Below are 23,470 nucleotides of genomic sequence, written 5' to 3' on the forward strand. Positions count from 1 at the left end.
GTGCCGGTGGCGTCACGCCGCGCCGAAGATCAGCTTCTGGCGGCGCCGGTGCCCGCGGTTCAGCAGCGCGAGCAGGAGCGCCAGCACCGGCCCCGCCACCCTTCGGAGCTCGGCCAGCTCGTCGGGGCGCGCGTACTGGCCGATCCGCGGCAGCTCGAAGCCGAGGTCGCCGTCCTTGCTCACGGCGTTCTCGACCGTGTTCCAGTCCGGCTCGGACACGTATTTGGCGATGATCGGGAAGAGCAGGCGTTCCTCCTGCTCGATGTGCTCGTCCAGCAGGTCGGCGAGGGTGCCGAGGGCCGCGGCCATCCGCTTGGCGGCCACCGGGTCCTTGCCGAGCCGGGTGGCGAACCAGCTGATCTCCTCCAGCAGCCGCTCCAGCTGGGCGTGATCGTCGCTCAGGTCGCTCAGGTCCACCGCGGCGCCGGCCGAACGTACGATGACCGGCCACAACACGGCGTCCTCGGCCTGGTGGTGATGGTGGATGCCGTCGCACAGCTTGGTGGCGAACGTGGCGATCGCGGTGAGCCTGGCCGGGTCGGCCGGCTCGTCGCCGGTCGCGAGCCGGTCCATCAACCTGGCCAGACGGCGGACGTCGCCGCGCATGGCGCGGTGGGCGAGACGGATTCCGAGCAGGTTGGGCGCCATCGTGATGCTCCTCCTCTTGGGTAGGGCACCAGCGTGCGCCGCCGCTCTGACTCTTCTCTTGGTACCGGCTTGGTATGCGCTGGGACTCCTAGTGAGCCACCCTTTCGGCGCCGATCCGCCGCATGCGTTCGGAGCCCCATTCTCCCAAGGGGGCAAGGGCGGCGTTGAGCGAGACGCCCTGCTCTGTCAGGGAATATTCCACCTTCGGCGGCACCTCGCGATAGACCTCACGATGGACGAGCCCGTCTTCTTCCATCTCCCGCAGATGCTGAATCAGCATCTTCTCGCTGACGCCCGGCAGGCCGCGCCGGAGCTCGGCGAAGCGACGGGTCCCGTAGTTGTGCAGCTCCCAGAGGATCAGCGACTTCCACTTGCCGGCGACCACGTCCATCGCCGCGTCGATGCCGCAGAAGTAGGGACCACTCCGTGCTGATGCCGCCATCCGCCCTCCACGATGCACTTACCAGAAGGTGAGTACCTGACTAAATAGTCCGTACTGGCCAACCCTACCGGCAGCGGCGAGGATCTAGCCGAACGACGAATCACTAGGGGGATCCGTACATGACGACCAACGACAGCGTCCAGGTGAGTGTTCTCGGGCTGGGCGCGATGGGCGGCGCTCTCGCAGGCGCCTTGGTGAAGGCCGGATACGCGACAACGGTCTGGAACCGCTCGGCGGGGAAGGCGGATGATCTCGTCGCGCAGGGCGCGAAGGCCGCCGCCACGGCCGGCGACGCGGTCCGGGCCAGTCGGCTGGTGATCGCATGCCTGCTGGACCACGCGTCGGTCCACGAGGTGCTTGATCCGCTCTCCGATGACCTGGCCGGACGAACCTTGATCAACGTCACCACGACGTCGCCGGCTCAGTCACGGGAATTGGCCGCCTGGGCCGCCGCTGCCGGCGTCGCGTATCTGGACGGCGGCATCATGGCCGTACCGCACATGATCGGCCAGCCTGGGTCATCGATCCTCTACAGCGGATCGGCCGAAGTCTTCCAGCAATACAAGCCGCTGCTCGACCTGTGGGGATCCAGCACCTATTTCGGGGAGGACGCCGGGCTGGCGTCCCTGTACGACCTCGCGCTCCTTGCGGGCATGTACGTCATGTTCGCCGGATTCATGCACGGCGCCGCCATGGTGGCGCCGGCCGGGGTGACGGCGGGCGAGTTCGCCGGCATGGCCGCACCTTGGCTGACCGCCATGACCGGCGCGTTCCAAGGGTTCGCCGCGGTCATCGACGGCGGGGACTACACCGTTGAAGGGCAGCAGAGCCTCGAGTTCTCCGATCTCGACCACCTCCTGGCCGCCAGCTCCGACCAGGGCATCAGCACCGAGGTGGTCGCCACGGTCCAGCGGCTCATCCAACGCCAGATCGACGCGGGCCACGGCGGGGAGGGCTTCGCCCGGATCATCGAGAGCATCAAGCAACCGGTCTGAGCGCTCGCGACGGGCCTGGCGTCACGCTCTAGCCAGCGCCTTCTGGTAGCAGCGGGTCAGGGGCGCGTCCACGTACTTGCCGTAGGGCTCGGTGAGCGTGTACGCGCACCGCTCGTAGAGCGCGATGGCCTCGGGTTGCCGCACGCCGGTGGCCAGGCGCAGCCGCCGGTAACCCAGGTCGCGGGCCAGGTCCTCCAGCGCCGACAGCAGTGACGTGGCGATGCCCTGGCCGCGATGGCCGGGAACCACGTACATCCGCTTGAGCTCCCCAGTGACGGCGTCCACGGGCTGGACGGCGCCGCAGGCGACGGCCTGGCCGGCCACGGACGCCACGAGATATCTGGCCCCTTCCTTGACCTGCGAACGCCCGTCGAGCCCGTACCGGGCGACCAGCTCCGCGAACGCCGCATCCAGCAGCCCCGCCAGCTCGCCGTCGTCGGCGGTGCGCTCCTCGATCACCAGCATGGCGACATGTTAGAGGCCGAGGATCTCGGCGGGGTCGGCGAGGACCCGCTGGATGACCAGCCCGGCCGCGCCCAGCACCGCCGCGTCCGCGCCGATCCCCGAGACGACGAGGGGCGGCGGCGTGCCGCGCATGTGACCGAGCCGGGTCCCGAGCCCGTCCGCCACCGGACCTTCCAGCCAGGGGAACAGCGGGGCGAAGATCCCGCCGAGCACGATCCTGCCGGGGTCGAGCAGGTGCACCGCGGAGGTGAGCGCCACACCGAGGGCGTGCCCGGCGCGCTCGCACGACTCCAGCGCGCGCCGCTCACCCGACTCCAGGCGGGCCACCAGCGCGGCCACCGAGTCCAGGGGGCCGAGCAGAGCGTCCTGTCCCGCGTACACCTCCAGGCAGCCGCGCCCGCCGCACCGGCACGCGGGCCCGTCGGGCACGACGACGACGTGGCCCAGCTCGCCGGCCTGCCCGAACGTGCCGCGGAACACCGTGCCGCCGACGACGAGCCCCGCTCCGATGCCGATCTCGCCGGAGACGTACAGGAAGTCCGTGGCCCGCGAGCCGAACCACAGCTCGCCCAGCGCCGCCAGGTTGGCCTCGTTGTCGATGGTGAGGTCGTCCACCCGCACATCGCGCCAGCCCAGGTGTGGGGCGTGACGCAACACCCCGCCCTCCACCGTCCCCGGCACGGCCAGGGCGGCGCCGATGACCCGCAACCCGGCCGACTCGGCCTCGACGGTGGTCTCCTTCACCAGGTCGCGCAGCCGCTCCAGGATCTCCGCCGGGTTCGAGTTGCGGTTGTCGGCCGGCTGGGTGCGGCGCAGCCGTACGGTGCGGGTGAGGTCGACGACGCAGGCGGCCAGGTAGTCGATGTTGATCTCCAGTCCGAGCGTGGCCACCCGGTGGCCGCTCAAGCTCACCGCCACGCCGGGGCGACCGCGCTCGCCGCCGCGCACCGCGCCGCTCTCGGTCACCACCCCCGCCTCCAGCAGGTCCGCGACCAGGCTCGACACGGTGGTCTTGGTCAATCCGGTCATCTCAGCGAGCGCGGCCCGGGTGTGAGGTCCTGTTCCGTGGATGGCGCCGAGTACTACGGCCAAGTTACGGGCACGCATGGAATCATGCCGGACACCTCTTGACGACACCCCATCCACCTCCTCAGGATTATGTACAGATTATGGACTAATATCAGGGAGCGCACGCAAATGACCGCATTCACCCCGACCCCGGACGACCGCTTCTCCTTTGGCCTGTGGACCGTGGGCTGGCAGGCGCGCGACCCGTTCGGCGACGCCTCCCGCCCCGCGCTCGACCCGGTGGAGACCGTGCACCGCCTGGCCGAGCTGGGCGCCTACGGCGTCAGCTTCCACGACGACGACCTGCTCGCCGTCGAGCCCGACCGGGACAAGGCCATCGCCGCCTTCAGGAAGGCCCTGGACGAGACCGGCATGAAGGTCCCCGCGGCCACCACGAACCTGTTCACCCACCCGGTGTTCAAGGACGGCGCCTTCACCAGCAACGACCGCGACGTGCGCCGCTACGCCCTGCGCAAGGTCATGCGCAACCTCGACCTGGCCGCCTCGCTCGGCGCGAAGACGTACGTGTGCTGGGGCGGGCGCGAGGGCGCCGAGTCCGACGCCGCCAAGGACGTCAAGGCCGCCATGGACCGCTACAAGGAGGGCCTGGACCTCATCTGCCAGTACGTCATCGACAAGGGCTACGACATCCGCTTCGCCATCGAGCCCAAGCCCAACGAGCCCCGCGGCGACATCCTCCTGCCCACGATCGGCCACGCGCTGGCCCTGATCAACGAGTTGGAGCACCCCGAGATGGTGGGCGTCAACCCCGAGGTCGGCCACGAGCAGATGGCCGGGCTCAACTTCGTGCACGGCATCGCCCAGGCCCTGTGGCGCGGCAAGCTCTTCCACATCGACCTCAACGGCCAGCACGGCCCGAAGTACGACCAGGACCTGATCTTCGGGCACGGCGATCTGAAGAGCGCGTTCTTCCTGGTGGACCTGCTGGAGTCGCACGGTTACGACGGCCCGCTCGTCTTCGACTACAAGCCGCTGCGTACCGATGACCCCGAGGACGTGTGGGTCTCGGCCGCGGCCAACATGCGCACGTACCTGATCCTCAAGGACAAGGCCGCCAAGTTCCGCCAGGACCCCGAGGTCCAGGAGGCCATCCGCGCCTCGCGCGTGGACGAGCTGGCCCAGCCCACGCTGGCGGCGGGTGAGACCTGGCAGGACCTGGCCAAGGACGACTTCGACGTCGAGGCGGCGGCCCTGCGCGGCTTCCACTTCACCCGGCTCAACCAGCTCGCGCTCGAGCACCTCATGGGGGTACGCGGATGAGCAAACCCATCAGCGTCCAGCTCTACACGGTCAGGGAGGCGATGGCCGCCGACCGCGACGCCGTCTTACGGCGCATCGCGGAGCTCGGCTACCAGGCGGTGGAGCCCTACGACCCGACGGCCGACCCCAAGGGCTTCCGCCAGGTCGCCGACGACCTGGGGCTGAGCGTGTCGAGCACGCACGCGTACGCGCTGCTCAGCCAGGAGCCCGCGAAGGTCTTCGACGCCATCGCCACGGTCGGCACCGACCTGGTGATCCTCCCCGGCGGCATCGCCGAGGAGGAGTTCACCACCCGCGACGGCCTCCGGCGCACCGCCGACCTGCTGAACGGCCTGGCCGAGCAGGCGGCGGGGCACGGCATGCGGATCGGCTACCACAACCACTGGTGGGAGATCGAGCCGCAGGTCGAGGGCCGGCACGCGATCGAGGTACTGGCCGACCTGCTCGCCCCCGAGGTCTTCCTGGAGATCGACACGTACTGGGCGGCCGTGGGCGGCGCCGACGTGCCCGCCCTGCTCGGCCGCCTGGCCGAGCGCACGCTGGCGCTGCACGTCAAGGACGGGCCGGTGGTCAAGGGCGAGCCGCACGTCGCGGTGGGCCAGGGCGTCATGCCCGTGCCCGGCATCCTGGCCGCCGCGCCCGCCGCCTGGCGCATCGTCGAGCTCGACGAGTGCGCGACCGACATCTTCGCCGCTCTCGCGGACAGTCACGCCTATCTCACCTCCTTGGAGGGCTCTTGAGTCATGGCCCCGTCGGCGTCGCCCTGGTCGGCGCCGGAAACATCAGTGGCCAGTACCTCCGCAACCTCACCGCCTTCCCCGACGTGCGCGTGCTCGGCGTCGGGGACCTCGACGCCGAGCGCGCCGCCGAGGTCGCGCGGGAGTACGACGTCCCCGTGTCGGGCCACCTCGGGACGGTGCTCGCCGTGCCCGAGGTCGAGATCGTCGTCAACCTCACCATCCCGTCGGCGCACGCGGCCGTCGCGCTGGAGTCGCTGCGCGCGGGCAAGCACGTGTACAGCGAGAAGCCCCTCGCCATGAACACCGACGACGGAGCGAAGATCATGGCCGAGGCCGCCAACCTCGGCCTGCGGGTCGGCGGCGCCCCCGACACCTTCCTCGGCGCCGGGCTCCAGTCCACGGTGCACGCCCTGCGCTCGGGCGTCATCGGCGAGCCGGTCGCCGTCACGGCGGCCACGCAGAGCCTCGGCCCGGAGTCCTGGCATCCCAACCCCGAGTTCTTCTACCAGCCCGGCGGCGGGCCGCTGTTCGACCTCGGCCCCTACTACCTGACCGCCCTGGTGCCCCTGCTCGGCCCCGTCGCCCGGGTGGCGGCGGACAGCCGCAGGGCCCGTGACCAGCGGGTCGTCGGCTCGGGGCCGAAGGCGGGGAAGATCTTCCCGGTGGACGTGCCGACCCACGTCAATGCCCTGCTCGACTTCCCGGGCACGGCCACGGCGGCGGCCACGTTCAGCTTCGACTCGGCCGTCAACCGCAGGATGATCGAGATCATCGGCACCGAGGGCGCGCTGTCGCTCCCCGACCCGAACACCTTCGAGGGGCCGCTGCTGGCCCGCGGCCTGCACGACACCGACTGGCGGGAGCTGCCGCTGTCCGGCACCACGGCCGGGCGCGGCATCGGCGTCCTGGACATGGCCAGGTCGATCCGCGCGGGCACGGCGCATCGGGCGTCCGGTGAGCTGGCGTACCACGTGCTGGAGCTCATGGTCGCCATCGCCGATTCCGGCGAACGATCGGAGTTCCGCCCGATCGCCTCGAGCCTGACCACGCCGGAGCCGCTTCCCGCCGAGTGGGACCCGTACGCGCGCACGCTGCCGTGAGCTTTGCGAATACGTTGGCCTGAGCCGCCGGGAACCGCGAGAATGGCCCGATGGCTACGAGTGGCGAGACCGACTGGGTGTCCAGGTTCGCGGACCAGGTGATCTCCGAGGCGGAGAAGCGCGCGCCTGGCACCCCCATCGTCTGCGCCTCCGGCCTGAGCCCGTCCGGCCCGGTCCACCTGGGCAACCTGCGCGAGATCATGACGCCCCACCTCGTCGCCGACGAGATCAGGCGGCGTGGGGTCGCGTGCACGCACCTGCTGTCCTGGGATGACTACGACCGGTTCCGCAGGGTGCCCGCGGGCATCGACCCGTCGTGGGCCGAGCACATCGGCAAGCCGCTGACGTCGGTGCCCGCCCCGCCGGGCAGCGCACACGCCAACTGGGCCGAGCACTTCAAGGCCCCCATGATCGAGGCCATGGCCGAGCTGGGCGTGCAGTGCCGGACGATCAGCCAGACCGAGCAATACACCTCGGGCGCCTACCGGGAGCAGATCCTGCTGGCGGTGCGCGAGCGGGCCGCGATCGACGCCGTGTTGTCGCGGCACCGGTCGAAGCAGGTGGAGGACTACTTCCCCTACAAGCCCTACTGCGACCTGTGCGGGCGCGACCTCACGACCGTCACGGCCTACGACGATGCGACCACCGAGCTGGCCTACACCTGCGAGTGCGGCTTCGGCGAGACCGTGCGGCTGGCCGAGCACGACCGCGGCAAGCTGGTGTGGAAGGTCGACTGGCCGATGCGGTGGGCGTACGAGGGCGTGATCTTCGAGCCGTCCGGCGTCGACCACCACTCTCCGGGCTCGGCGTGGACCGTCGGCGGCCGGATCGTGTCCGACGTGTTCGGCGGGCAGCAGCCGATCGGCCCCATGTACGCGTTCGTCGGCATCACCGGCATGGCCAAGATGAGCAGTTCCAAGGGAGACGTGCCGACCGCGGCCGACGCCCTGGAGATCATGGAGGCGCCGGTGCTGCGCTGGCTGTACGCCCGCCGTAAGCCCGCCCAGTCCTTCAAGATCGCCTTCGACCAGGAGATCCACCGGCTCTACGACGAGTGGGACGCCCTCGGCCGCAAGGTGGCCGCGGGCCAGGCCCAACCCGCCGAGCTGGCCGCCTACGACCGCGCGGTGCACACGGCCGAGGGCCCGCTGCCCGTCACCCCGCGCCCCGTCCCCTACCGGACGTTGGCCTCCATCGTGGACATCACGACCGGCCACGCCGAGCAGACCCTGCGCATCCTGCGCGACCTCGACGGGATCGGCGACCTCGACGCCGCCCGCCCCCGCCTGGACCGGGCACAGCGCTGGGTCGACGCCCACCTGCCCGCCGACCAGCGCACCCGGGTGCGGGAGTCGCCGGACGAAGAACTGCTCGACTCGCTCGGCGCGAGCGAGCGGGAGTCGCTGCGGCTGCTGGCCGACGGCCTCGACGACTGGTCACTCGACGGGCTGACCACGCTCGTGTACGGGGTGCCGAAGGCCCAAGCGGGCTTGCCCGCCGACGCCGACCCCACCCCTGAGCTGAAGGCTGCCCAACGGGCCTTCTTCGCCCTGCTCTACAAGCTGCTCGTCGGCCGCGACACCGGCCCACGGCTTCCCACACTCCTGCTCGCCGTGGGCGCCGACCGGGTCAGGAAACTCGTGGGCGCGTGAACGGCGCGGTCCTCATCACCGGCGTCTCGGCTGCCGGCAAGTCCACCGTGGCGCAGGCCCTGGCCGAGCGCCTGCCTCGCGCGGCCCACGTCCGCGGCGACACCTTCCGCCGCATGGTGGTCTCCGGCCGCGCCGAGATGACCCCCGAGCCGATCGACGAGGCGGTCCGCCAACTCCACCTCCGTTACCGGATCGCGGCGACCACGGCCGACCTGTACGCCGAGGCCGGGTTCACGCCGATCGTCCAGGACGTCATCCTCGGAGCGGACCTGGAGCGCTTCACGAAGCTCATCCGCACCCGCCCGTTGCACGTGGTCGTGCTCGCTCCGGACCCGGCCGCGGTGGAGGCTCGGGAGCGGGCCCGGGCCAAGGACGGCTACGGCGGCGGCTGGACGGTGACCCTGCTCGACCAGGTGCTCCACCGCGAGACCCCGCGCATCGGCCTGTGGCTGGACACCTCGCGACAGAGCCCGGAGGAGACGGTGGAGGAGATCCTTTCAAGGGTCCGCGAAGCGAGAGTCGACGACGATCTTCCTTAGAAAGGACCAATGCAAGGCAGAGTCAAGTCGCCTGCATGTGTGCAGGAGGACCTTGTTTCCATGAACAAGCAGCTTTCCGCCGCCAGCGTCAGTGTCATCGTTCCCGCGATGAACGAGGCCGAGAACCTTCCCCATGTCTTCGCCACGCTGCCCGACTGGATCGACGAGGTGATCCTGGTCGACGGCAACTCGACCGACGACACCATCGCCGTGGCGCGGAGGCTGCGCCCGGACCTGCGGGTCGTCGTGCAGACCCGGCGCGGCAAGGGCAACGCGCTCATCGAGGGCTTCCAGGCCGCCAGGGGCGACATCATCGTGATGATCGACGCTGACGGCTCCACGGACGGCCGTGAGATCCGCTCCTTCGTCGACACGTTGCTCGCCGGCGCCGACTTCGCCAAGGGCTCCAGATACGCGCCCGGCGGCGGCTCCGACGACCTCAGCCCGTGGCGCTCGCTCGGCAACAAGGTCCTCACCGGGCTGACCAACCTGCTCTACGGCACCCGATACACCGACCTCTGCTACGGCTACAACGCCTTCTGGGCGCGCCACCTGGAGGCCCTTGACCTCGATTGCGACGGTTTCGAAATCGAGACGCTGATGAACGTCCGCGCCGCCCAGGCCGGGCTCGTCATCCGCGAGGTCCCCAGCCACGAGCGCTCCCGCATCCACGGCACCAGCAACCTCAACGCCGTCCGCGACGGCTGGCGCGTCCTCAAGACGATCATGCGGGAACGCACGCGCGGCACCGCCGTGACGACGCAGACCCAGGTAGCGCTTGCCAAATGAGGAATGACATCCTCGGACAATGCGCTACATAGTGATCGGAGCAGGAGCCGTTGGTGGAACCATTGGTGCCCGCCTGTACCAAGGCGGGCACGACGTTCTGCTGATCGCGAGAGGCGCCCACTACGAAGCGCTAAAGCGGGACGGCCTGCGCCTGATCACCCCTGAGACCACTGAGACCCTCGACATCCCCGCCGCCGACGGCCCCGTGCCGGCCCGCGACGACGACGTGCTGATCCTGGCCACCAAGTCCCAGGACACGATCGCCGCGCTGGCCGACTGGCCGACGGACCTGCCCGTGGTGTGCGCCCAGAACGGCGTCGCCAACGAGCGCATGGTCCTGCGGCGGTTTTCGCGCGTTTACGGCATGTGCGTCTGGCTGCCCGCCCAGCACCTGGAGCCCGGCGTGGTGGCCGCCCACGGCTACCCGTACTCGGGCATGCTGCACGTCGGGCGCTATCCACAAGGTGTGGACGACCTCGCCGCGCGCATCGTCACCGACCTCGGCAAGCGGGGCCTCGTGGCCCGCGCGGTCCCCGACGTGATGCGCTGGAAGCACGGCAAACTGCTCGGCAACCTCGCCAACGCCGTGGAGGCCCTTGTCGGCCATGCCGACGGTATGGCGGCGGTCGTGGACCGGGCCCGGGCCGAGGCCATGGACGTGCTGGACAAGGCCGGCATCGCGTACTCCACCCCCGAGGACGAACGCCAGATGCGTGGCCACCAGGTGGACATGCGCCCCATCGAGGGCGTCGACCGCGGCGGCGGCTCATCGTGGCAGAGCCTGGCCAGGTCCAGCGGCTCCATCGAGGCCGACTACCTCAACGGCGAGATCGTCCTGCTGGGCCGCCTGCACGGCGTGCCCACTCCGGTCAACGAGGTGCTGCGGCGCGAGGCGAACCGGCACGCCCGCGAGAAGCTCCCGCCCGCCTCGATGCCGCTGGAGACGCTGGTCGCGCTCATCGACGAGCGTTGCGCAGCCGAATCCCGCTGAACTCCAGCGTGCTCTCGATCACCTCGTGCCAGAACGCCCACAGGTTGGGCAGCACCCGCAACTGAATCCCCGCCTCTTCGTGCAGCTCGAACAGGTCACCCACGCGCTCGGGCGGGCCGAGCGGCTCGACCGGCACCTTCGCGACCACCGCGCTCGGCGGGTCGCCGATGGGCGCGAAGTCGTCGGCCGGCAGGCGGTAGGCGTACAGCTTGACGTCCCTGAGGGCGTCGAGCCAGCCGTATTCGATGGCGTGCACACGCTCACCGCAGCCAGGGCCGATGATGCGAACCTTGTCCGCCTCTGTGGTGCGCGGCCCCACCCACGCCATCGCCCGCGGGCAGGCACGGGGGAACCAGTAGTCGGGGCAGCGGTCGTGGTCGACCGCCCACACGTACGCCTCGCTCAGCGCGCTCGTGGGCGCCACGTGCGGGACGAACCGCTCGATCGTCGGGTCCTCGGAGAAGTGGAGCACCTGTCCGGGCTCGGGTCTCATGAACGTCATCATCGCGCATACCCCGACGCCATCGGGGAAGGAGAACCGCGCTCTGACGACAAGGGGTGAGTTGGATGATTCTTTTGGGTCTTCTCCTGGTCCTGCTCGCCGGCGGCGCCGTGGCCCTGGTCCTCACCGAGGAGAGCTCGAGGTACATCCTGTTCGGATACACCTTTGAGCTCAACCACCTGGAGATGTTCCTGGCGGGCGCGGTCACCATGGCCGTCCTGGCGCTGGGTCTCTGGATGCTGGGCTCGGGTTCGCGCCGGACGGCCAGGCACCGCCGCAGGCTGCGCAGTGCCAGGGCCGAGGCCTCCGACCAAGTGGCCCGGCTGGAGGACGAGAAACGCGATCTGGAGCGGCGGCTGGAACGCGAGCACAGGGCCGGCGACCGCCTCGTGGCCGGCGGCTCCGACAATCCGTGATCAGGCCGCCTGGCGCGAGGGCATCAGCTTGCCCTCGCGCCAGAGCGCGAATCCCGTGACCGCCGCCCCCAGCCCCTCCCACAACCCGACGCCGAAGAACCCGGACGGCGCCGTCCCGGTTACCACCAGCGCGGTGAAGACGGTGAACGTCACGAGCCTGAACGGCACGGTCCAACGGAAGAACGGCGTGTAATCCGCCGACGCCGCGAACATGTAGTAGACGCCCATGTTCACCGCCGCCATCGACGATGCCGCCATGAAAACCGCCGTATAGTCGCCGGCCGGCCGTTCGTCGAGCACCTCGAAACCCAGCATGGACAGCTGCGTGCCGGGCGAGACCAGCCCGAGCAGCCCCAGGGCGAAGGCCAGGAATCCGAAGACCGCGATGGTCCAGCCGGAGAAAGAACGCGGAAGACGCACAGAAATCCTTCCAAAGGGGGGTGTAATCTGCGAGGCGATCTCATCATGCACCCGGAGGTCGCATGCCCCCCAAGCGTGGCCGTCCCATTGCTGTGAAGCTCCTCATCCTGCTGCTCGTCCCGCTGCTGTCCCTCGTCGGGCTGTGGGCGTTCGCGGCGGGCCTGACCGGCGCGGACGGTGTCCGCCTGCTCGCGATCAACGATTTGGTCACGAACCTGGCCACGCCGTCGGAGCAGGTCAACATCGCGCTGCAGGAGGAGCGGCTGGCCTCTGTGGAGGTCCTGGTCAGCGGGCGGGGCGCGGACGCCCTCGCCAAGCGGCGCGGCCAGACCGACCGGGCCGTGGCGGCGTTCCGCCGCCTGGTCAGGAACGTCCGCGACCTGTCGCCCGAGATGATCGCGCAGCTCAACACCCTGAACGGCAAGCTCGACCAGCTCGCTCAGGTCCGCAAGGACGTGGACGGCGCGAGCGTCGCGCCGCTCGACGTCATCGACGGCTACAGCCAGATCGTGGATGCGTCCTTCCGCATGTACGACGCCATGGTGCTGGTGCCCGAGATGACGCTCTACCGGCAGGCCAAGGCCATCACCATGCTGGGCGAGGCCAAGGACCTGCTGTCCAGGGAACGGGCGATGATCGCCGTGGTGCTGGCCAAGGGCCAGGTGGAGCCCCGGGATCGGGAGGCGTTCACGGGGATGGCCGCGACCAGGCGGCTGCTGTTCGCGCAGGCGCTCTCGCACCTGGACGCCGACCTGCGGGGGCCGTACGAGACGTTGTCCACCTCGCCCGTCTACCAGGAGTTCCTGAAGGCCGAGGACGCCATCAGGGGGCAGGCGGCCACGAACGGCCTGCCCGCGACGGCCGCCACCTGGCCCGTGGACGGCGAGAACCTGTGGCGGGCCGTCGAGCGCAACCAGGCCGCGGCCGTGACCGGCATCACGCAGCGGGTCACCCCGACGGCCATCGGCATGCTGGTCAAGATCGGCGTGGCCGGCGGCGTGGGCCTCGTCGCCGTCATCGCCTCGATCATGCTCTCGCTGCGCTTCCGCAAGCGCCTGGTGCGCGAGCTGGCCGGGCTCCGCGACGCCGCCACAGAGCTGGCCGAAGTACGGCTGCCCGGGCTGGTCAGGCGGCTGCGGACGAACACGGCCACGCCCACGCCGGCCGAGATCGCGCCGCTGGAGGTCAGGACGCACAGCGCCGAGGTGGACGACATCGTCGAGGCTTTCAACCAGGTGCAGTCCACGGCCGTCGAGGCGGCGGTGGACCAGGCCAGGCTGCGGCACGGCGTCAGCCAGGTCTTCGTCAACCTGGCCAGGCGCAACCAGTCGCTGCTGCACCGGCAGCTGCTCCAGCTCGACAGCATGGAACGGGCGACCGAGCAGCCGGAGCTCCTGGCGGACCTGTTCAAGCTGGACCACCTCACGACCCGCATGCGCCGGCACGCCGAGAGCCTGATCATCCTGTCCGGCCAGACCCCGGGTCGCGGCTGGCGCAATCCGGTGCCGATCCATGACGTGCTGCGCGCGGCGGTGGCGGAGGTGGAGGAGTACGAGCGGGTCGAGGTGCTCCAGACGCCGCCGGTCGCGCTGCTGGGCTCGGCGGTCACGGACGTGGCCCATCTGATGGCCGAGCTGGTCGAGAACGCCACGCTGTTCTCGCCGCCCCAGACCAGGGTGGACGTGCGGAGCACGGCGACCCCGAACGGCCTGGTGGTCGAGGTCGAGGACCGAGGGCTCGGCCTGCCCCGCGTCGAGCTCGACGAGCTCAACGACCGGCTGACCACGACGCCGGAGTTCGACCTGGCGCAGAGCGACCGGCTCGGCTTGTTCGTGGTCAGCAGACTGGCGGCCCGGCACGACATCAAGGTCACCCTGTCGCCCTCGCCGTACGGCGGCCTGACCGCGATGGTGGCCCTGCCCGCCTCGCTACTTGCCGATCAGCCCGTCCTGAGCAGGCGATAGGTAGCTCATCCCGCCGGACTCCCGGGCGGCCGCCGCGGCCAGCAGCCGCTGGTAGACGTGGCTCGGCAGCAGCCGCTCGGCCTCCTCGACCGTGAAGAACCCGTAGTCGTCCAGTTCCTCGACCTGCAGGGTGATGGGTGTGTCAGAGGCGATCTCGCCGCAGTCGAACAGGAAGTTGACCAGCGGATAGGGGATGTACGACAGCTCACCCCAGTGCACGGTCAGCAGCCTGCCGACCTCCACCTCCAGCCCGACCTCCTCGGCCACTTCCCTGGCGCACGCCTGCGCGGGATGCTCCCCGGCGTCGACGATGCCGCCGGGGAAGTTCCAGTGCTCGCGGTAGTTCGGGTCGACCAGCAGGACCCGCCCCTTCTCGTCAGTGATGTACGCCGCCGCCCCTGCGATCACCCGGTTGACCGTCGCCCAGAAATCGTTCACACCAGCACTATGGCAGACCCGGACGTGCTCAAAGACGCAGGAAAGGCTCACTGAAGTGGGCGGTGGCGAGAATCGCCCGCTCGGCCCTGAGCGCGTCGAGCACCTCGGCGCGGGTGCGTGCGGCCGCCTCCTGGTCGTCGTCGTAGAGGTAACGCACGCCAGGGTCGTCGAGCTGCACGGGATGGACAACGAGGTCGCCGGTCATGGCCACGTCACCGACCCGGACGATCTGATGGCCGGGCGTGTGCCCCGCCGCGAGGTGCACGTGAACACCGGGGGCGACCTCGGCCCGGCCCTCCACCACGTGAAGTTGGCCCTTGATCGGGGCGAGCAGCCGGTCGAGCACGGGCCCCGCCGCGGCGTCCAGCTCGGCCTGCTGGAGCACATGGCGCGCGTTCTCGAACGCCGGCCTGCCGTCGTCGGTCACCACGCCGCTGGCGTGGTCGCTGTGCAGGTGGGTGAGGACGACGGTGTCGATGTCAGCGGGCGCGACGCCGGCCGCGGCCAGCTCGCCGGCCAGCGTTCCCGGAACCGGCGCCCAACTGGACGCCGGCGACTCGGCGCCGCCTATGCCGGTGTCGACCAGAGTGAGGCGGCCTGCCGCCGAACGCAGCAGATAGCAGTGGAAGTGCAGGACCCACGGCTCGTCCCGGAGCCCCGAATCGGGGAACATCTCGGCGAGCGGGCGGCGGATCGCCGACCCCATCGGGCCCACGGCGTCGCAGAGTGGTGTCACCTCGACGCCGGACACGGTTATCGGTTGATGCGGCACGCGCCAAGACTAGGCGGCGACAGGCTCGGCGTGGAGATGCGGAACGTACTCGTTCTCGAGGTCGGCGGCGTAGACGGCGCGGCGGCAGTTCGCGCACCGGTACATGATCGGGCCCTCGTCGAGCTCGTGGTGGCACCGCGGGCAGTGGTTGACGGTCATCATGGTGCTCCCCCAAGGAGGTTCTGTTGGTCCTATGGAACCCTCACCGAGTTGCAGGGGTCCTGCATGTCACTTGACACGATGACGCTGCGCTGATGGGGGCTCTGTGTCCTTCGATACACCGGCCGCGGTAATTTTCCCCGGAGTACGGTGTCGAGAAGAAGATTGTCACGCGGCGTGTCCCGTGCGTGTGCGCGAAGACCCGAGAATCGCCCGGGAATAGCCCAAGAGGGCTAGGCGTTTGGTAGGTCAGATCGTGTGGTATGTTCCAACCAGCGTTGAGCCACAGCTCCGCTGATCTTCGATCTCAGCCTCGCCCCGCGTTACGGGGCCCGGCTTCCTTTCATCACTCGCCGGCCTTCACGGGTCCGGCGCATTCCCCCAAAGGGGTTTCACCATGTCTGTGCACACCATTCCTGAACAGCGTGCGGACGTGCCCGTGCGGCAGGTGAGCGGCCTCCTGGACATACGCGAAAAATCCGCGTTCATCCGGGCCGAGCACCTGCCGGGACCGGGTGACGTGCGCGTGCTTCCCGAGAAAATCAAACAGTTCGACCTGCGGCCGGGCGACCACGTCGTCGCCTCCTTCGCAGGCAACAAGCTCGCCCGCGTCGAGTCCGTCAACGGCGACACGCAGTGGCGCGGGCGGCCCACGTTCGCTGACCTGACGCCCGTACACCCGACCGAACGGCTCACCATCGAGACCGAGTCGCTCAGCACGCGCGTCATCGACTTGTTCGCCCCCATCGGCAAGGGACAGCGCGGCCTCATCGTCGCGCCGCCCAAGGCCGGCAAGACCATGGTCCTGCAGGCGCTGGCCGCCGGGATCACCCGCAACCACCCCGAGGTGCACCTCATGGTCGTGCTCGTGGGCGAGCGGCCCGAGGAGGTCACCGAGATGCGGGCCACCATCGCGGGCGAGGTCTACTCCTCGACCTTCGACCACCCCGACCACGACCACACCACCGTCGCCGAGCTGGCCATCGAGCGGGCCAAGCGGCTCGTCGAGTCCGGACGGGACGTGGTGGTGCTGCTCGACTCGCTCACCCGGCTGGGGCGGGCGTACAACAACCTGGCCCCCGGCGGCGGGCGCGTGCTCACCGGCGGCATCGACGCCCGCGCGCTCTACCCGCCCAAGCGCTTCTTCGGCGCCGCACGCAACGTCGAGGGCGGCGGCTCCCTCACCATCCTCGCCACCGCGCTCGTCGACACGGGGTCGCGGATGGACAACAACCTGTACGAGGAGTTCAAGGGGACGGGCAACATGGAGCTGCACCTCACCCGCGAGCTGGCCGAGCGGCGGCTGTTCCCGGCCGTGGACCTGGAGAGCTCGGGGACGCGGCGGGAGGAGATCCTGCTGCACGCGGAGGAGCGGAAGGTGGTCTGGCGCTTGCGGCGGATGCTCACCGGGCTCGAGAAGCAGCAAGGACTCCAGGTCCTCGTCGACAAGCTCCGCGCCACGTCGTCCAACGCCGCCTTCCTCCTCGAGGCCGCAACCGCCGCCTGACCCGCCTCCCATCCCCACGGGCGCCACCGCGCCATACCTCTAGGGGAGCGGAGCCTGACGTGAAGTCTTCCCGCGGTGTACGGCTATCGCCGCCCCTAGGGCGAGGGCCGCGTACCCGAAGGTCACGGTCAAACCCGCCCATGGCGGGAGCGGATGATAGCCCCCGAGCAGTGACTGGTCCACGTCCACATGCGCGAACGTGGGGATGCTCTGCGTGATCGCGAACCCGGCGGCAGGGGTGATCATCAGCAGCCATGGCGCCAGCCCCGCGCTCGCCAGCAGGTGAGGCACGACGACCAGCGCGATGGCCAGCCCGATGGCGACGATCCCCCGCTTGACCAGCGCGGCGAGGCCCAGAGCCAGCACGGCGGCGACCGCGGTCAGCGCCGCGTAGCCGACGATCACCCGGAGCTCGGTACCCAAGGTGATCGGCTGAATCGGGTTCTGATTGGCGCGCAACATCGCCAGGCCGATGGGGACCACGACTCCCGAGGTCACCAGCCCCGCCACGAACGCGACCGCGCCGACCACCAGCGCCTTGGCCGCCAGCAGCCGCGCTGGATGCGACTCGGCCGGCAGACCGGTCCCGATCAGACCCCGCCGGTGTTCCGCGGTGAAGAACAAGACCGCCGCCACGAGCACCGGGATCAGCCCCACGGCCCCGCCGATCAGCATGAGGTCAGCGCGCAGGCCGCCCTCCACCGTGGCGGGCCCGATGTCACCTCCCCCGGTCACGATGAGCTTGTCACCGGACTCGACGACCCCGCCCGGGTGATGCGGGGTCTTGCCGTCGGACTCCATGGAGACGCCGACGTCGTCGCGGCGCCACGAACCGTTCGCGCCCTGCAGCGTGATCTGGTCGAAGGTGGCGGTGGCCTGGGCGAAGGCTTTCGCCATGTCCCACAAGGCGCCTGGTGAGGTGGCGAACAGCCCGATCTCGACCGTCTCCGGCAGCCCGGTCAACGTGACCGTGGCGACCTCGGTCCACGTCTTGCCGTCGTCCGACTCGTAGCCGGTGACGGTGTCGCCCGACCTGGTCAGCCGCAGCCACTGCGGGCCATTGTGAGGACCGCCGGGCACGTCGTGGGTGTAGTTGTACTGCATCCGCACGCCGTGATCTCCCGTGAGCATGACGGCGGCGTACGGTGAGCCCTGCTTGAGGCTCTGCCTGAGGAGGAGCCCGGCCTTCGCCCACGGCACCACTCCCTCCTTGACATTGCGCACTCCGGGCACGACGTCCGGCAGCCGGATCTGCCCGGTCATGTCCGACACGCGGGCGGTGATGCTGCCGTTCCCCTTGAGCGGCTGGTGCACGAAGTAGTACTTGTCCCTCACCGCCGTACCATCGGGACCCACCAAAGGCGCGGGGCAGGGGCCTTCCCCCTTCCCGGTCACGCAGGCGCTGCGGGCACCCCCGGCGATCAGCAGTCCGAGCGACACGGTGACCAGCACAGAGGCCACCATGGCGAGCACCCAGCCCAGCCCGGAGCGGAACTTGGTCCACTCCGCGCGCAGCAACTGAGGGAAACGGTCCTGCCCGGCCCGCTGATTGGATCGGTGAGGCGTGAATGAACTCATGCCGACGGTTGTACGCGGCACCCGGTTCCAGCCCGGTCGCAGCCGCTGCGACCCGGCTGGAACCTGGGATCTGGCATCGTCGAAGCATGGCACCTCGACCCGGCGGCAGATTCGGCCACACGATGACTGGCGGTAAGGGGCGGTGAGGGTCCTCGTCGTCGAGGACTTCGAGGTCCTCGCCCGCTCCATCGGAACCGGGCTGCGCCGCGAGGGCATGGCCGTCGACATCGTCCTGGATGGAACCGCCGCCCTCGACCGCCTGGCCGCCACCCGCTACGACGTGGTGATCCTCGATCGCGACCTGCCCGGCGTCCACGGAGACGAGATCTGCCGGCGACTCGCCCACGGCCGCTGTGAGACCCGCGTACTGATGCTCACCGCCTCCGGCACGATCGAGGACCGCGTCGACGGGCTCAGCCTCGGCGCCGACGACTACCTGCCCAAGCCGTTCGCGTTCGCCGAACTGGTCGCGCGCGTTCGTGCCCTGGCCCGCCGCGCCACCCCGCCGCTACCGCCCACCCTGGCCTGCGGGGACATCACCCTCGATCCGGCCCGCCGTATCGCGTTCCGGGCCGGCCGGCGCCTGGAGCTGAGCCCCAGGGAGTTCGGCCTGCTCGAATGCCTGCTCGCCGTACCCGGCCTGGTCATCTCCGCCGAGGACCTGCTCGAACGCGTCTGGGACGAGGCCGCCGACCCCTTCAGCAGCGCCGTCAAGCACACCATGCACCGGCTACGGGCCAAGCTCGGCGACCCGCCCGTGATCGAGACCATCCGCGAAGGCGGCTACCGCATCGGACCGTCATGACCTCCCAGACGCTCACCAGAAGGTCCCTGCAGACGCGGCTCGCGCTCGCCTACGCGGCGGGCATCTACGCCGCCGGGACCTTCGTGCTCATATTCGTCAACGTCCCGCTGGCCAGCATCCACATGGCCACGCCCAAAGGCCCCTCCTCATCCGGCACGATCATCGAAGCAGGGCCCGGGATCAGCCTGCCCCAACTCCTCACCGGATCCGCCGTCGCCCTGGTCATACTGATTCCCGTCGCCCTGGCTCTCGGCTGGTACGTCGCCGGCCGGTTCCTGCACCCGCTGCGCGCCATCACCACCACCGCCAAAATCATCTCCGCCGGAAACCTCCACCGGCGCCTCGACCTCGGCGAGCCTGCGGACGAGCTGACCGAACTCGGCCACACCCTCGACGACCTGTTCGCCCGCCTTCAAGCCTCCTTCGACGCCCAACGCCACTTCGTCGCCAACGCCTCCCACGAGCTGCGCACCCCGCTCGCCGGCCTGCGTACCCTCCTCGAAGTCGCCCTCGCCGACCCCGACGCCGACGCCGAGGACCTGCGCTCGATCTGCCGGGAGGCCCTCGCTCTGGGCGAACACCAGGAGCGACTCCTGCAAGCGCTGCTCGCTCTGGCCACCAGCGAGCGCGGCATCACCCGGTGGGACACCCTCGACCTCACCCAGATCGTCGCAGGAGTGCTCGCCTCCCGCCGCGACCAAGCCACGGAGACAGGCATTGACCTGGCCGAACACCTCACGCCCGCAGTGACGGCCGGGGACCCCAGACTGATCGAAAGCCTCGTCGCCAACCTCATCGACAACGCCATCCGCCACAACCGCCCGGACGGGCACGTAAAGATCACCACTCAGACCTCCGGCACGGAGGTGGCCCTGACGGTCACCAACAGCGGGCCGGTCATCCCCGACAACCAGATCCAGCGGCTCTTCCAACCCTTTCAGAAACTGGCGCCCAATCGTCGCGGCCACCGCGACGGCTACGGCCTCGGCCTCGCCATCGTCAACGCCGTCACCCAAGCCCACCACGCCACCCTCACCGCCAGCGCGCGTCCCGAAGGCGGCCTGTCCATCACCGTGCGGTTCGCCCACGGAGCTCATCCGCACCATCCCTGACGTCTGGGGACGGCTGCTCCCCTTCGGCACCCCTCTCCAGCCCCGATAGGTAACTCCGTGGCGGTGGACCAGAATGGGGCACATGCTGGCTGACATCGTCGAATACCTCGTCTGCCCCGTATGCCGCGCCGGGGTGCGGCTGGAGGAGCAGGCGCTGCGGTGTGCCGACGGGCACGCGTTCGACGTGGCCAAGCAGGGATACGTCAGCCTCCTCGTCGGCTCCAGACCGCCGGGCACCGCCGACAGCGCGGCGATGGTGGCAGCCAGGGCCGAGTTCCTCGACGCGGGGCACTACGCCCCCCTCGCCGCCGCCGTGGCCGAAAGCGTGCTGGAGCACACATCAGGGCAGAACGGTCCACTAGAACGCGAGTCGTCCACCGAAACGAATGACGGCAGCGTGCTGAAGGCGTACCGTGGGGCGGGAATGGAGGCCGGTTACGGCGTGGGACCAGCAGGAGGTCCTGTGTCAGACCGGGACAACGTCGAGGGTCGCCGCGCGGAGGGCAGGACCGCACCGGTGATCGTCGACGCCGGCACGGGAACCGGACACTATCTGGCGACCGTGCTCAATGCCGTGAGCGATGGCATCGGGATGGCGTTCGATGTGTCGAAGCACGCTGTACGCCGGGCGGCGCGGGTGCATCCGAGGGCGGGAGCCTTTGTGGCCGACGTGTGGCGGCCCCTCCCCATCCGGGATGGGGTGGCCGATGTGGTGATCGACGTTTTCGCGCCCAGGAACGGGCCCGAGTTCAGGAGGATCCTGCGGCCGGATGGCGTCGTGGTGGTCGTCACGCCCGCGCGGACACATCTGAGCCCGCTGGTCGAGGAGTTGGGACTGCTTTCCGTGGACGAGGAGAAGGAGCGCAGGGTCGCGCGCAGCATGGAGGGCTTCGCGGAGACCGGGCGGCGCTCGATCGAGTTCGACATGGAGCTGAGCCCCGAGGACATCGCCCAGGTGGTCGGGATGGGCCCGAGTGCCTGGCACGCCGACGTGGCCGACCTTGAGCAGCGCATCGCGGGATATGTCTCCCGAAATGCCGCGAAGGACACGAAAGTCACGGAAGCCGCAGAAGTCGCGAAAAGTCGGCAGAAAGTAGTGACGCACGCGGCATTTCACCTATCTACCTTCGAGCCCGTACCCCGATCAAGTCCTGTTCCTTGACGGACGTGTGCGACTGGTGTTACTGATGGGGTATTTAGACCGAAATTCCCCCACATTCCTGACGTATTTCCCCGGCGTAGGCGCAATACTGGACGGCATCCCGAGCCGGGACACGCGGGACAGCAATGGGAGGGGGCGCGCCGGATGAAGGCGGAGGAACGCTGGCAGGCCAGGTTCCGGGCCTCGCGCATGACGCTGCCCTCCTGGGCGCGTCAGGCTCCGAACCGCTCCATCTACCGCTCCAACGCCACGGGAACGTGGGAGGTCTACGCCTGGGATCGCGTGACGGGCGCCATCCGGCAGGTGACCGACCGGCCCAAGGGCACCGCGTACGCCGCCATCGACCCCACCGGCCAGTGGATCTACTGGTTCGCCGACACCGACGGCGACGAGTTCGGCGGATGGTGGCGCCAGCCGTTCACCGGCGGCCCCGACGAGCCGGTGGCCCCGAGCCTGCCGCCCGGCCAGCCCTGCGGCATCGCGCTGTCCACGACCGGCGTCGCGGCGATCAGCCTGGCCAGCGACAGCACCTTCCGCATCCACCTGGTACGCGAGGGCGAGCCGGACCGGTTGCTCTACGAGCACACCGAGGCCGCCTGGGTGTGCGACATGTCCCTCGACGGCTCGCTCATAGCGATAAATCACGGTGAGTACGGCGATTTCCGTCACCCCGCGCTCCGCGTCGTCCGCGCCAACGGCGAGACCGTCAGCGAGCTGTACGACGGCCCCGGCAAGGGCGTGCTCGGGCTCCACTTCGCCCCTGTCGTGGGCGACCGCCGCCTGCTCGCCCTGCACGAGCGCCGCCAGCGCCACGAGCCCCTGGTCTGGGACCCGGTGACCGGCGAACAGCGCGAGATCTGGCTGAAGGACTCCGGCGACCTGGACGCCGAGTGGTACGACGACGGCCGCGGCCTGCTGATCCTGCGCGAGGACCGGGCCCGCAGCTACCTGCACCGCTACGACCTGGCCGGCGGCGGCCTGACCCTCATCGACACGCCGCACGGCGTGATCGACGAGGCGGCTCCCCGGCCCGGCGGCCACGTCGAATACTCCTGGTCCAGCGCCTCCCGCCCGCCGGTCATCCGCTCCAGCACCGGACAGGTCGTGATCAACCCCGGTGGGCCGCCGGCGCCGCCCAGTGTGCCCGTCGAGGACATCGACGTCGAGGGCGAGGGCGGCCGCATCCACGCGCTGATCTCCAAACCGGAGACCGGCACCGCGCCCCACCCCACGGTCTTCCTGCTGCACCATGGGCCGGCGGCACACGACCGCGACGCGTTCTCACCCACCGTCGCGGCCTGGGTGGACGCGGGCTTCGCCGTCGTGCGGGTCAACTACCGCGGCTCGACCGGCTACGGCTCGGCCTGGCGCGACGCGCTGCACGGCGACGTGGGGCACATCGAGCTGGCCGATGTGGCCGCCGTACGCCACTGCGTGATCGAGCGCGGCATCGCCGACCCGGACCGTCTGGTGCTGGCCGGCTCGGCGTGGGGCGGCTATCTCACGTTGCTCGGCCTCGGCACCCAACCCGAGTTGTGGGCGGCCGGCATCGCGGCGGTCCCGATCGCCTGCCACCAGACCTCGTACGAGGACGAGGCCGAGAGCCTGCGCGCCTACCACCGCGCGCTGCTCGGCGGCTCACCCGACGAGCAGCCCGAGCGGTATGCCACCAGCTCCCCGATCACGTACGCCGACCAGGTGAAGGCCCCTCTGCTGATCCTCGCCGGCGAGAACGACACGCGCTGCCCGCTCCGCCAGATCGAGAAGTACGTGGCCACGCTCGCCGAGCACGGCCGCGAGCATGAGGTCTACACCTACGACGCCATTCGCGGCTCGCTCGTGGTGTCGGAGCGGATCGCGCAGATCGCGGTGCAGCTCGAATTCGCGCGAAAGCACGTGAATGCACACTGAGGTTGACAGGTTGT

The 23,470-nt window shown here is 69.9% G+C and carries 25 protein-coding genes; 15 read left to right on the plus strand and 10 right to left on the minus strand.

The genetic code is table 11. From position 1 onward, the window contains the following. Positions 1-12: 12 nt before the first annotated feature. Both ACTWQA_RS32390 and ACTWQA_RS32395 read right to left on the minus strand, forming a co-directional pair. A complete protein-coding gene (locus ACTWQA_RS32390; protein ID WP_443162806.1) occupies positions 13-648 on the minus strand; it encodes a hemerythrin domain-containing protein in 636 nt (211 codons plus the stop codon). 88 nt (positions 649-736) lie between these two features. Continuing rightward, the gene (locus ACTWQA_RS32395) at positions 737-1,090 is read right to left on the minus strand and encodes a winged helix-turn-helix transcriptional regulator (RefSeq protein WP_443162807.1); all 354 of its coding nucleotides are present in this window, start codon (positions 1,088-1,090) and stop codon (positions 737-739) included. 119 nt (positions 1,091-1,209) lie between these two features. Here ACTWQA_RS32395 and ACTWQA_RS32400 point away from each other — a divergent pair, with 119 nt between their 5' ends. After that, positions 1,210-2,085 carry an NAD(P)-dependent oxidoreductase gene (locus ACTWQA_RS32400; protein ID WP_443162808.1) on the plus strand — a complete coding sequence of 292 codons (876 nt, stop codon included), beginning with the start codon at positions 1,210-1,212 and terminating at the stop codon, positions 2,083-2,085. A 21-nt stretch (positions 2,086-2,106) separates the two neighbouring features. Here ACTWQA_RS32400 and ACTWQA_RS32405 read toward each other — a convergent pair whose 3' ends face one another. Both ACTWQA_RS32405 and ACTWQA_RS32410 read right to left on the minus strand, forming a co-directional pair. Continuing rightward, positions 2,107-2,550, minus strand: coding sequence for a GNAT family N-acetyltransferase (locus ACTWQA_RS32405; RefSeq protein ID WP_443162809.1), 444 nt, complete (start codon positions 2,548-2,550; stop codon positions 2,107-2,109). 9 nt (positions 2,551-2,559) lie between these two features. Next, positions 2,560-3,657 (minus strand): ROK family protein, encoded by a 1,098-nt coding sequence (locus ACTWQA_RS32410; protein WP_443162810.1) that lies wholly within the window; start codon positions 3,655-3,657, stop codon positions 2,560-2,562. Positions 3,658-3,747: 90 nt separating this feature from the next. Between ACTWQA_RS32410 and xylA the strand changes: the two genes are divergently transcribed. From xylA to ACTWQA_RS32445, 7 genes are read left to right on the plus strand one after another with little or no spacing between them, the layout of a single operon-like run. Then, a complete protein-coding gene (gene xylA / locus ACTWQA_RS32415; protein ID WP_327586473.1) occupies positions 3,748-4,899 on the plus strand; it encodes a xylose isomerase in 1,152 nt (383 codons plus the stop codon). Next, complete coding sequence (locus tag ACTWQA_RS32420) at positions 4,896-5,639, plus strand: sugar phosphate isomerase/epimerase family protein (RefSeq protein ID WP_443162811.1); 744 nt, start codon at positions 4,896-4,898, stop codon at positions 5,637-5,639. The genes xylA and ACTWQA_RS32420 overlap by 4 nt, the downstream gene beginning before the upstream one ends. Then, the gene (locus tag ACTWQA_RS32425) at positions 5,636-6,739 is read left to right on the plus strand and encodes a Gfo/Idh/MocA family protein (protein ID WP_443162812.1); all 1,104 of its coding nucleotides are present in this window, start codon (positions 5,636-5,638) and stop codon (positions 6,737-6,739) included. Before ACTWQA_RS32420 ends, ACTWQA_RS32425 begins: the two co-directional genes overlap by 4 nt. A 50-nt stretch (positions 6,740-6,789) precedes the next feature. Continuing rightward, a complete protein-coding gene (lysS, locus tag ACTWQA_RS32430; RefSeq protein ID WP_443162813.1) occupies positions 6,790-8,391 on the plus strand; it encodes a lysine--tRNA ligase in 1,602 nt (533 codons plus the stop codon). Further along, complete coding sequence (locus tag ACTWQA_RS32435) at positions 8,388-8,930, plus strand: AAA family ATPase (protein WP_443162814.1); 543 nt, start codon at positions 8,388-8,390, stop codon at positions 8,928-8,930. Before lysS ends, ACTWQA_RS32435 begins: the two co-directional genes overlap by 4 nt. 60 nt (positions 8,931-8,990) lie before the next feature. After that, positions 8,991-9,719: a glycosyltransferase family 2 protein gene (locus ACTWQA_RS32440; protein WP_443162815.1), complete on the plus strand. Its 729-nt coding sequence runs from the start codon at positions 8,991-8,993 to the stop codon at positions 9,717-9,719. Between the two features lie 19 nt (positions 9,720-9,738). Next, on the plus strand, positions 9,739-10,710 hold the full coding sequence (locus ACTWQA_RS32445) for a ketopantoate reductase family protein (protein ID WP_443162816.1): 972 nt from the start codon (positions 9,739-9,741) through the stop codon (positions 10,708-10,710). Here ACTWQA_RS32445 and ACTWQA_RS32450 read toward each other — a convergent pair. Continuing rightward, on the minus strand, positions 10,676-11,203 hold the full coding sequence (locus tag ACTWQA_RS32450) for a DUF6886 family protein (RefSeq protein ID WP_443162817.1): 528 nt from the start codon (positions 11,201-11,203) through the stop codon (positions 10,676-10,678). The two genes, ACTWQA_RS32445 and ACTWQA_RS32450, sit on opposite strands and share 35 nt — an antisense overlap. A gap of 74 nt (positions 11,204-11,277) precedes the next feature. Here ACTWQA_RS32450 and ACTWQA_RS32455 point away from each other — a divergent pair, with 74 nt between their 5' ends. Beyond that, entirely contained in the window at positions 11,278-11,628 is a 351-nt protein-coding gene (locus ACTWQA_RS32455; protein WP_305914228.1) for a hypothetical protein, read from the plus strand. Here the strand turns inward: ACTWQA_RS32455 and ACTWQA_RS32460 are convergent, their stop codons facing one another. Further along, positions 11,629-12,048, minus strand: coding sequence for a hypothetical protein (locus ACTWQA_RS32460; protein WP_305914227.1), 420 nt, complete (start codon positions 12,046-12,048; stop codon positions 11,629-11,631). Between the two features lie 62 nt (positions 12,049-12,110). On the opposite strand from ACTWQA_RS32460, the gene ACTWQA_RS32465 reads away from it, so the two are divergent. Then, positions 12,111-14,012 carry a sensor histidine kinase gene (locus ACTWQA_RS32465; RefSeq protein ID WP_443162818.1) on the plus strand — a complete coding sequence of 634 codons (1,902 nt, stop codon included), beginning with the start codon at positions 12,111-12,113 and terminating at the stop codon, positions 14,010-14,012. Here the strand turns inward: ACTWQA_RS32465 and ACTWQA_RS32470 are convergent. Genes ACTWQA_RS32470 through ACTWQA_RS32480 form a run of 3 tightly spaced genes read right to left on the minus strand, consistent with a single transcriptional unit; the run spans position 13,977 to position 15,384 of the window. Then, on the minus strand, positions 13,977-14,450 hold the full coding sequence (locus ACTWQA_RS32470; RefSeq protein WP_443162819.1) for an NUDIX domain-containing protein: 474 nt from the start codon (positions 14,448-14,450) through the stop codon (positions 13,977-13,979). The two genes, ACTWQA_RS32465 and ACTWQA_RS32470, sit on opposite strands and share 36 nt — an antisense overlap. A gap of 28 nt (positions 14,451-14,478) precedes the next feature. Then, positions 14,479-15,222 carry an MBL fold metallo-hydrolase gene (locus ACTWQA_RS32475; RefSeq protein ID WP_305914224.1) on the minus strand — a complete coding sequence of 248 codons (744 nt, stop codon included), beginning with the start codon at positions 15,220-15,222 and terminating at the stop codon, positions 14,479-14,481. Positions 15,223-15,231: 9 nt separating this feature from the next. Further along, positions 15,232-15,384 carry a hypothetical protein gene (locus tag ACTWQA_RS32480; RefSeq protein ID WP_327586486.1) on the minus strand — a complete coding sequence of 51 codons (153 nt, stop codon included), beginning with the start codon at positions 15,382-15,384 and terminating at the stop codon, positions 15,232-15,234. A 394-nt stretch (positions 15,385-15,778) separates the two neighbouring features. Here ACTWQA_RS32480 and rho point away from each other — a divergent pair, with 394 nt between their 5' ends. Beyond that, the gene (gene rho, locus ACTWQA_RS32485) at positions 15,779-16,888 is read left to right on the plus strand and encodes a transcription termination factor Rho (RefSeq protein ID WP_371825709.1); all 1,110 of its coding nucleotides are present in this window, start codon (positions 15,779-15,781) and stop codon (positions 16,886-16,888) included. Between the two features lie 39 nt (positions 16,889-16,927). On the opposite strand, the gene ACTWQA_RS32490 is transcribed toward rho, so the two are convergent. After that, positions 16,928-18,466 (minus strand): hypothetical protein, encoded by a 1,539-nt coding sequence (locus ACTWQA_RS32490; protein WP_443162820.1) that lies wholly within the window; start codon positions 18,464-18,466, stop codon positions 16,928-16,930. Between the two features lie 142 nt (positions 18,467-18,608). Here ACTWQA_RS32490 and ACTWQA_RS32495 point away from each other — a divergent pair, with 142 nt between their 5' ends. The 4 genes from ACTWQA_RS32495 to ACTWQA_RS32510 all read left to right on the plus strand — a co-directional run bounded on the left by ACTWQA_RS32495 (position 18,609) and on the right by ACTWQA_RS32510 (position 23,456). After that, positions 18,609-19,271, plus strand: a complete 663-nt coding sequence (locus tag ACTWQA_RS32495) for a response regulator transcription factor (protein WP_443162821.1) — start codon at positions 18,609-18,611, stop codon at positions 19,269-19,271. After that, the gene (locus ACTWQA_RS32500) at positions 19,268-20,383 is read left to right on the plus strand and encodes a sensor histidine kinase (RefSeq protein ID WP_443162822.1); all 1,116 of its coding nucleotides are present in this window, start codon (positions 19,268-19,270) and stop codon (positions 20,381-20,383) included. Before ACTWQA_RS32495 ends, ACTWQA_RS32500 begins: the two co-directional genes overlap by 4 nt. A gap of 82 nt (positions 20,384-20,465) precedes the next feature. After that, the gene (locus ACTWQA_RS32505; protein WP_443162823.1) at positions 20,466-21,545 is read left to right on the plus strand and encodes a putative RNA methyltransferase; all 1,080 of its coding nucleotides are present in this window, start codon (positions 20,466-20,468) and stop codon (positions 21,543-21,545) included. A 144-nt stretch (positions 21,546-21,689) separates the two neighbouring features. Next, complete coding sequence (locus ACTWQA_RS32510) at positions 21,690-23,456, plus strand: prolyl oligopeptidase family serine peptidase (protein ID WP_443162824.1); 1,767 nt, start codon at positions 21,690-21,692, stop codon at positions 23,454-23,456. Positions 23,457-23,470: the final 14 nt, after the last annotated feature.

The sequence above is a fragment of the Nonomuraea sp. 10N515B genome, assembly GCF_052245915.1.
GTDB lineage: Bacteria > Actinomycetota > Actinomycetes > Streptosporangiales > Streptosporangiaceae > Nonomuraea.